This window comes from Maccoyibacter intestinihominis (genome assembly GCF_040096355.1).
Taxonomy (GTDB): domain Bacteria; phylum Bacillota; class Clostridia; order Lachnospirales; family Lachnospiraceae; genus Maccoyibacter; species Maccoyibacter intestinihominis.
Window position 1 is genome coordinate 1 of sequence record NZ_JBBMEX010000022.1, and the last position, 7,865, is coordinate 7,865.

Genomic DNA, 7,865 nt, shown 5'->3' on the forward strand with positions numbered 1-7,865 from the left:
ATCGAATAATTCCATAAATATAATTCTTTTAGAAGTTGTTTTAGGATTTTCTATGTAGTACGCGACCTCGGCTATCCCCACAGACAGTTGCGAGGCTTACGTCGTGAGGAGCAGACTGCCACTCATGTTTTGTGTTTGTTTGAGCCCGTAGGGCGAGTTACACAAAACATGAGCAAAAAGGCGTGTGAGACGAACAGGAAACGCAGCATGTCCGTGGGGATAGCCGAGGTCGCTTCCATCATACAAAAGTAGAAGCATACAAAAATAAAAATATCCAAGGACAGCCGTATTGCACAAAATCCGGTTGTAACCCACTTCCCACCATGCTATAATACCCTCAAAGCATATTTTCTTATATAAGGCGGCACTTCTGCCGTAGTCTATAACAAATCTTATTCAGATCAGAAAAACAAAAATCTCATAAACTCATAAAAAGCCTTGCATTTTTCAAAAGTATTATATATAATAGTAGAGCATGATTTTTGTATAATGCGTGCTGGGATGGCTCAGTTGGTAGAGCAGCTGATTCGTAATCAGCAGGTCGTGGGTTCGAGTCCCATTCTCAGCTTTTTAGAATATCTGTGAAGAAGATTCCTGCAAAAGTAAATCGATGAAAAGTCGATTTATTTTTTTGCAGAAAATGGTAGAAGGATATTATAGAAGCAAAGAAGAGAGAAAGAGGGGAAGGAGTATATGTCGTATTTTTGCCACATTTACTATTGTACAAAGAAAAAAGAAGAAAATCAAAAAGAGTTATCGAAGCGGCTTTTAACCTATGGATTTTGGCACAGTTTTGGGATTTCCTATGAAGAAAGTATGATAGAGCGGAGAAGTAACGGAAAGCCTTATTATATAGGAAATGAAAATGAGATTTTTTTTAATCTGAGTCATGGGCAGGAGCTGATCGCAGTTGCATGTGCAGACTGCGAAGTAGGGATAGATGCAGAAAGCATGAGAAAAGTCCGTGAAAATGCCATGCAAAGAACCTGCACACGAAAAGAGTGGGAATGGCTGCAACAGTCGGAGCAAAAAGAATTGGATTTTTTGCGCCTTTGGACATTGAAAGAAAGTTATATGAAAATGACAGGCAAAGGATTTTCCATTCCACCGGAAATGATCGGATTTACACTGGATGAGAAGGGGAAGATACAGAGTGAAAAAGAGGGAGTGTTCAGACAGTATCTCTTAACGGAAGGAGTAATTTCTGTCTGTATAAAGGAAAATGCAGAGACAGCAGATCACTTTAAAGTCCGGAAAGTAGAATGGGAATCATAAAAATTTTTAAATCATGTAATCCGAAAGATTTTCAAAATAGGGATAGCAGTCCAAAGAAAAATATGATAATATAATAAAGGATATTTAATACCAAAAGATAACAAAAAGGAGAGGGAACATGAAAAAGAAAATTGCAGCAATGCTCGTTATTATGTCTTTAGCTTGTATACAGCTTGCCGGATGTGGTCAGGAAGAGAAAAAGACAGAAGATAACAAAAAAACAGAAACTGTCGAGAGCAAGACAGAAAAGAAGAGCGAAACAAAGAAGGATAACAAAAAAACAGAAAAGAAAGATTCTAATGAGACAGACAAGAAGATCACAGATGTGAAACGTGGTACTATTGCAGATGGAATGTATAAGAATGAGAGCTTTGGCGTATCATTCCCGGTTGCATCTAACATGATTGCCTGCACCGATGAGCAGATTGCCCAGACACTGAATCTTGGAACAGACTTTTTAGAGAATCAGGAGACTTATACCGCTGAAACAATGGAAGATGTTATGGAAGGTGCGTTGTATGATACCATCATCCTGTTTTCTGATAACAGTTCCAGTGTATCTGTCATCTATGAAGATATGGATAAGGCAGATTCAATCAGTATCACAGAGGAGCAGTATTTAAAGGCAGTTGGCAATTCACTGACATCTCTTAATATGGGATATGAGGTAGAAGAGCCTACGACTCAGGATATCGGCGGAACGGAGTTTGCGTCAATGACATCAAAAACAAGTCAGTATCAGCAGACATACTGTATCCATAAAGTTGGCAATTATATGATTGAATTTATCTTTACCTATACAGATGCAACAGAGCAGGAAGTAAACAACTTTATCTCACAGATTGCATTTGAGAGTCCGTTATAAAAAAAATGAGATTGTGAAAAGGATGGGAATTATCCCATCCTTTTTTGATACCATTTTTCTGCAAAGCCAATCAATCCGTAAAGTCCCATGGAAATCATGCAGAGAATCACAATGGACATCAGCATCCAATCCATTTTAAATACCTGGGAGGCATAGATGATGAGGTAGCCAAGGCCGCATTTAGAGGAAATAAATTCTCCGATGATAACGCCGACTAAACACAGACCGATATTGACTTTTGCCAGACTCAGAAGCCTTGGGACATTAGCGGGAAGCAGTACTTTTGTGAGTATATGCCATCTGTTTCCGCCAAGTGTCTGTATCAGCTTTATTTTATCCGTATCTACGTCCTCAAATCCCTGATGGAGGTTAAGGATGGAACCAAAGATAGCAACGGACATGCCGGTCAGAATAATGGTTTTATAGTTTGCTCCCAGCCAGACAATCAGCAGAGGAGCCAAAGCGGATTTTGGGAGACTGTTCAGTATTACAAGGTAAGGCTCTAAAGTTTCCGATAATTTTCGGCTGCACCACAGTAAGATTGCAAATAATAATGAAAAGAAGAAAACAAATGCAAAACTGACAAAAGTCTCAAAAAGCGTAATCCCTGTATGGAGCAGGATGGAGCCATCTTTTAGCATAGAAATAAAACAGGTTACAATTTTAGAAGGACTGCTGAAAACAAAAGAATCAATGATCCCGGCATCGGCAGTAAATTCCCAAAGGAGTAAAAAAAGAATACAGATACTGCTTCTTCCGATCCGCACAGTGCGTCGGTGTTTTTTTTGGGAAAGAATATATTGCTTTTGGGCAATGGATAATTCACTCATCATGGTTTAACTCCTTCCAGATGATATTGAAGTAGTCTTTAAACTGAGGAGCAGCACGCCGCTCAAAAGGTGTTAAGGATTCTTCAAATTCTAAAGGAACAACAGCGGCAATCTGTGCCGGACGTTCACTTAATACAATGACACGGTTTGCCAGACTAACTGCTTCAGACAGGTCATGGGTGACAAGAATCGCTGTTTTTTCCTCCTGTTTGATGATCATGCCAATATCGTCTGCTACTTTCAGACGGGTCTGGTAGTCTAGGGCAGAAAATGGTTCATCTAAGAGCAAAAGTGTAGGATTTAAAACAAGAGTCCGGATAAGAGCGGCTCTTTGGCGCATACCGCCGGAAAGTTCACAGGGACGTTTGTCTTTAAAATCATAGAGACCGTAATTTTTTAAAAGTGAATTGGCATAGGCGGTGGATGCAGAGTTGATGTTTCCCTGAATTTCTAAGCCAAGCTGGATATTTTTCCAGATGGTCCGCCATTCCAACAGATGATCTTTTTGCAGCATGTAGCCGATGGGATTGTTAGATTGCTCCTGTAAGCGTTTTCCGTTTAGCAGGATTTCGCCTTCTTCCGGTAGGAGCAGACCTGCGATCAGGGAAAGCAGCGTGGTTTTTCCACAGCCGGATGGCCCTACAACTGCGATGAAATCTCCTTTACAGACCGTAAAATGAATGTTTTGAAGAGCCGGTGTTTCACCCTGCATGGAATGGTAAGCGTAGTTGACATGATTGATTTCAAGCAGTGGTTCCATAACAATCCTCCTGATAAAATATAGTTTATCATATGAAAAATAAAAGAAAATGTGAAGAGAGTTATGACTCAAAAAAAGATTCAATCGGAGTCTCTAATACTTTGGAAATACCATAGAGTTCAATATCGGTGACGGTTCTGCTCTTGTCCTCAATTCGGGAAATAGAACCCCGGCATACATAGATAGCCATTGTTTCGAGTCGGTCAGATAAGGTCTGCTGGCTCATTTTTTTTGCTTTCCTCAATGCTTTTACCTTATCACCAATTAAATTTTTATCGTTACTGTCAATAATTCTAGGCATAAAATACTCCTCTCAATCATAAAAAAGTCTTGTTATAGGACAAAAACAATGCTATACTAGTTTTTATAAAAAAATGTCTTGTTATAAGACAAGATAAAAAAGGAGAGGAAATTTTATGAAAAGAAGGAAACGAAAGAAAGTGACCGCTATGGGGCTGGCTGTTGTTATGGCAGCTACAGTGCCGATGCAGGTTTTCGCAACGGAGGGTGTAGAGGAAAATACGCAGGTGAATGAGCAGGTAAACGAGCAGGCAGATGTGACAGGTTCTGCAGTTGGGGAACAAACAGAAGGCTTTAGCTTTCAATTTGATGCTACGACAGGAACAGCAGCGGTTACCGGTTATACCGGAGTGGACACAGCAATTGTAATTCCTGCACAGACGGTAAAAGGGGGAATTACTTATAAGGTTACATCAGTAGCAGAGAGAGCATTCTATAATAATGATTCCATTATTTCTGTTATCTTTGAAGGAGGTATCAAGAACATTGGAAATAGCGCTTTTGAACATTGTGATTCTCTGCAAAAAGTGGAACTGTGTGATTCAATTGAAAGTATGGGAGAAGGTGTATTTTCTGGTTGTAGCCAATTAAAAGAAGTACGCTTATCGGCTGGTCTGAAACAAATTTCAAATCGAGCGTTTTCTGGCTGTAAAAATTTAAAAGAAATTCAAATCCCGGATGCAGTGGAATTAATAAACAGTTGGTCATTCAATAACTGTACTTCTTTAGAAAAAGTAGTCTTTTCAAACTCCAGCATGTGTAAGAAAATTGGTAGTCAGGCATTTGTAAGGTGTACAGCACTTAAGAATATAATGCTATCACCTTTAACAGAACGTATTAATGAAAAAGCTTTTTATGAATGCTCCAATATCAGCAGCATTGTCATACCAAGAAGGGTAAGTTATATTGGTGAACAGGCATTTGAGAACTGTACATCTCTTTCAGAATTGCAGTTTGAGACACCAAGTGCCTTAAAACAAATAGGAAACAGTGCATTTTGCAATTGCAATTTAAGAAAAGTAGAATTACCGGAGGGGTTGGAAGAAATTGCACCGGAACAAGCTACGTGGACCGGAAGAACTTTTTTTAACAATCCCATTCAGAAATTAGTATTACCGAGGACTTTAAAATATATAACAGCTTTTGGAACTACTGGTATCGTATCTAACGATGAGCAAAAAGTTGTAGTGATAAAATCCAATATTCGGATAAACTCTTTTGGTAAGAACACAGAAATATACGGCTTACTCAATTCCCAAGTTCAGCAGGGGGCACAGAATTATGGCTACAGCTTTTTCCCAATTGATGCACCTTCTGGTCTGAAAGTAAAAGATATGAATAATAATACCGTAAAACTAAGCTGGAATGCGGTTACGGCGGTAGCTAAATATAAGATTTTACGGTCATCTGCAGAAAATGGAGTTTATCAGGAGATTGGACAGGTTCAGGGAACCGAGTATATAGATAAAACAGCAGGCAATACCAAACATTACTATAAGGTTTGTCTTACCTATACGGATTGGCTTGGAGAGACTGTGGATGGATTAGAAAGTAATGTCGGTTATGTAAAAGATTTAAAAGAAGCGGTTATTGATAAGATACCGGATGCAGATTATACAGGAGGTGCAGTGACCCCGGGAGTTACAGTAAGATATAAAGGAAAAGTATTAAAAAGCGGACAGGATTACACGGTTTCATATAAAAATAATGTAAATCTTGGAACAGCTAAGGTAACGGTAACTGCTCTATCTAGCAGTGAATATTGCGGAATGAAAGAAACCGGTTTCCTAATTAAAGTGAAGACACCGACAGTGACAAATGTGGAAAATACCGCTTCTGGAACAAACATAAAATGGGGAAAAGTAATAGGAGCAGAACAATATTACATATACAGAAAAGCTGAGAATGGGAAATGGAGCAAAATAGCCACAGTAGGAAGCAGTAAAGACAGCTATTGTGATACTTCAGTACACAGTGGAACCCGTTATTCTTATTCTGTTGCTGCATATGCCAATGGATGGACAAGTCCGTATGATGCAAGTGGAAAGACATTGCGGTATCTGGCACAGCCAGCACTTAACAGCGTGGAAAATGTATCTTCTGGTGCAACCATAAAATGGAAAAAAGTAAAAGGGGCAGCCGGATATCGTATCTATCGTAAAAAAGGAAGTAGTGCATGGCAGTATGTAGCAGCAGTATCAGGTGAAAATACCAAAACTTATACAGATAAAAAGGTGAAATCCAAAAATGGAGAGACATATTTTTATACGGTATGTGCTTACAATGGAAATGATAAAGGAACCTATCATAGAACTGGAAAGAAAATAATTCGTCTAACTGCACCTGCACTGAATAATCCGGTCAACAAAGCGGCAAAAAAACTGGAAGTAAAATGGAAAAAGAACAATAAAGCAGCAGGCTATCAGGTACAGTATTCTACATCAAAGAAATTTAGTGGGGCAAAGACACTCAATATTAAGTCAAAGAACACCACCAAAAAAACAATTTCAAAACTGAAAAAGAATAAGAAATATTATATCCGAATCCGAAGCTATAAAAAATCAGGAAAAACAACGTATTATAGCAATTGGAGTAGTAAAAAGAGTAAAAAAATTACAAAATAAAAGAGGGGAAAGGCAACAGAAAAAGACATGCAAAACAGAATTGTAGTGACAGTCTTAAGCCTGTTACTGGTTTTATGCACAGGTGTAACAGGATGTTCAGCAAAATCTGCAGAAGAGACGAAAAAAAGTAGTACGGAAGAAACGGAGAAAAAGTCGAAAAAAACAGAAGAATCGAAAAAGACAGAAGGATTTGACGAAACCCGACTTGGATTCTATACCAACGGTTCATGGGGAATGGATATTAAGAGTATTGACAATAAATCAAAAACGATTACCTATGATGGATATGAGGATGGAGCAAGAGAAGCGTCCTGTACAGATCAGACAGGTAAGATTATTGATGACAATACGCTGGATATCTATGGAGTCATTATTAAATGGGAAGGAGATACTTTTGAAATTAAAAATGAGGAGGATGTGCTGATTTTAAGTTCTGGGGTAGGAGGCGTGGATAGCCATGATGCGGGAGCAGGAATCGGAACCTATTCCAAAGTGAAGAGTGTATCTCAATCTTCAAAAGAACAATCAGGCAGTATCTTAAGAGCAGTAGAATTGTATGGTGGAGAATATAATGATTCTAGAATTTATGGAGATAATCCGGAATGTCCGGCAAATCCGTGCAGAGTAGTGGTGTATAATGTTACGATGGTTTCCTTTGATTTCCGGATAGAACAGTATAATCCGCAGACAAAACAATATGAAATGATATTCAAGGATCATACAGCAGAGTTTGTCGGAGATGGAACAAGTGCAGCATATTATGGAAAAGAATATACTTTGAATTTTACGTTTCCGGATGTAACGGCAATTAAGGTATATGGATTTGAGTTGGTAGAGGGTATTTATTTTTCAAATAATTCTATTCCGGGACATGAGTTTAGTTAGAAAACAGAAAAAGAAAGTAAAAAATGCAGCTTTATGCTGCATTTTTCAGACTGTAGACAAAGACCTCGGCATTCCGCCGAGGATTTTTCTTTGAAAGAGGCTAAAAGTCAGTATTTTCAAGACTTTTAAGCCTCTTTTTGGTATAATGAAGATATCAAAAAAGGCGGTATTTTCATATGATGACTCAAGAAACTGAAAAAGTGAGAAAACAAATGCAGATCGTATGTATCGATGATCTTGTTCCACAGAATCATCTTCTGCGGATTATCGATAAAGCAATTGACTGGTCATTTATTTATGACCTTGTTCGTGATACTTATTCTGAT

General features: G+C 38.4%; 8 protein-coding genes and 1 tRNA gene. 6 read left to right on the forward strand and 3 right to left on the reverse strand.

From position 1 onward, the window contains the following. Nucleotides 1–495: 495 nt before the first annotated feature. The 3 genes from WMO43_RS13780 to WMO43_RS13790 all read left to right on the forward strand — a co-directional run bounded on the left by WMO43_RS13780 (nt 496) and on the right by WMO43_RS13790 (nt 2,140). Nucleotides 496–568 (forward strand) — tRNA-Thr (locus WMO43_RS13780). Between the two features lie 125 nt (nt 569–693). Beyond that, on the forward strand, nt 694–1,275 hold the full coding sequence (locus WMO43_RS13785) for a 4'-phosphopantetheinyl transferase family protein (protein ID WP_353531563.1): 582 nt from the start codon (nt 694–696) through the stop codon (nt 1,273–1,275). Between the two features lie 118 nt (nt 1,276–1,393). After that, complete coding sequence (locus tag WMO43_RS13790) at nt 1,394–2,140, forward strand: hypothetical protein (protein ID WP_353531564.1); 747 nt, start codon at nt 1,394–1,396, stop codon at nt 2,138–2,140. 29 nt (nt 2,141–2,169) lie between these two features. Here WMO43_RS13790 and WMO43_RS13795 read toward each other — a convergent pair whose 3' ends face one another. The 3 genes from WMO43_RS13795 to WMO43_RS13805 all read right to left on the reverse strand — a co-directional run bounded on the left by WMO43_RS13795 (nt 2,170) and on the right by WMO43_RS13805 (nt 4,031). After that, on the reverse strand, nt 2,170–2,970 hold the full coding sequence (locus tag WMO43_RS13795; protein WP_353531569.1) for an ABC transporter permease: 801 nt from the start codon (nt 2,968–2,970) through the stop codon (nt 2,170–2,172). Then, complete coding sequence (locus WMO43_RS13800; RefSeq protein WP_353531565.1) at nt 2,963–3,730, reverse strand: ABC transporter ATP-binding protein; 768 nt, start codon at nt 3,728–3,730, stop codon at nt 2,963–2,965. The genes WMO43_RS13795 and WMO43_RS13800 overlap by 8 nt, the downstream gene beginning before the upstream one ends. 61 nt (nt 3,731–3,791) lie before the next feature. Beyond that, the gene (locus WMO43_RS13805) at nt 3,792–4,031 is read right to left on the reverse strand and encodes a helix-turn-helix domain-containing protein (RefSeq protein ID WP_353531566.1); all 240 of its coding nucleotides are present in this window, start codon (nt 4,029–4,031) and stop codon (nt 3,792–3,794) included. 115 nt (nt 4,032–4,146) lie between these two features. Here WMO43_RS13805 and WMO43_RS13810 point away from each other — a divergent pair, with 115 nt between their 5' ends. From WMO43_RS13810 to WMO43_RS13820, 3 genes are all read left to right on the forward strand, one after another. Further along, the gene (locus tag WMO43_RS13810) at nt 4,147–6,654 is read left to right on the forward strand and encodes a leucine-rich repeat protein (protein ID WP_353531567.1); all 2,508 of its coding nucleotides are present in this window, start codon (nt 4,147–4,149) and stop codon (nt 6,652–6,654) included. A gap of 27 nt (nt 6,655–6,681) precedes the next feature. Next, nucleotides 6,682–7,539, forward strand: a complete 858-nt coding sequence (locus WMO43_RS13815) for a hypothetical protein (protein WP_353531568.1) — start codon at nt 6,682–6,684, stop codon at nt 7,537–7,539. A 176-nt stretch (nt 7,540–7,715) separates the two neighbouring features. Further along, nucleotides 7,716–7,865: transposase (locus WMO43_RS13820; protein WP_496113295.1), on the forward strand; the 150-nt coding region annotated here is incomplete at its 3' end.

What these genes read in the sequence shown, in the direction of transcription:
- WMO43_RS13785 (WP_353531563.1), top strand. Translation starts at nt 694, where the DNA reads ATGTCGTATTTTTGCCACATTTACTATTGTACAAAGAAAAAAGAAGAA.
- WMO43_RS13790 (WP_353531564.1), top strand. Translation starts at nt 1,394, where the DNA reads ATGAAAAAGAAAATTGCAGCAATGCTCGTTATTATGTCTTTAGCTTGT.
- WMO43_RS13795 (WP_353531569.1), bottom strand. Translation starts at nt 2,970, where the DNA reads ATGAGTGAATTATCCATTGCCCAAAAGCAATATATTCTTTCCCAAAAA.
- WMO43_RS13800 (WP_353531565.1), bottom strand. Translation starts at nt 3,730, where the DNA reads ATGGAACCACTGCTTGAAATCAATCATGTCAACTACGCTTACCATTCC.
- WMO43_RS13805 (WP_353531566.1), bottom strand. Translation starts at nt 4,031, where the DNA reads ATGCCTAGAATTATTGACAGTAACGATAAAAATTTAATTGGTGATAAG.
- WMO43_RS13810 (WP_353531567.1), top strand. Translation starts at nt 4,147, where the DNA reads ATGAAAAGAAGGAAACGAAAGAAAGTGACCGCTATGGGGCTGGCTGTT.
- WMO43_RS13815 (WP_353531568.1), top strand. Translation starts at nt 6,682, where the DNA reads ATGCAAAACAGAATTGTAGTGACAGTCTTAAGCCTGTTACTGGTTTTA.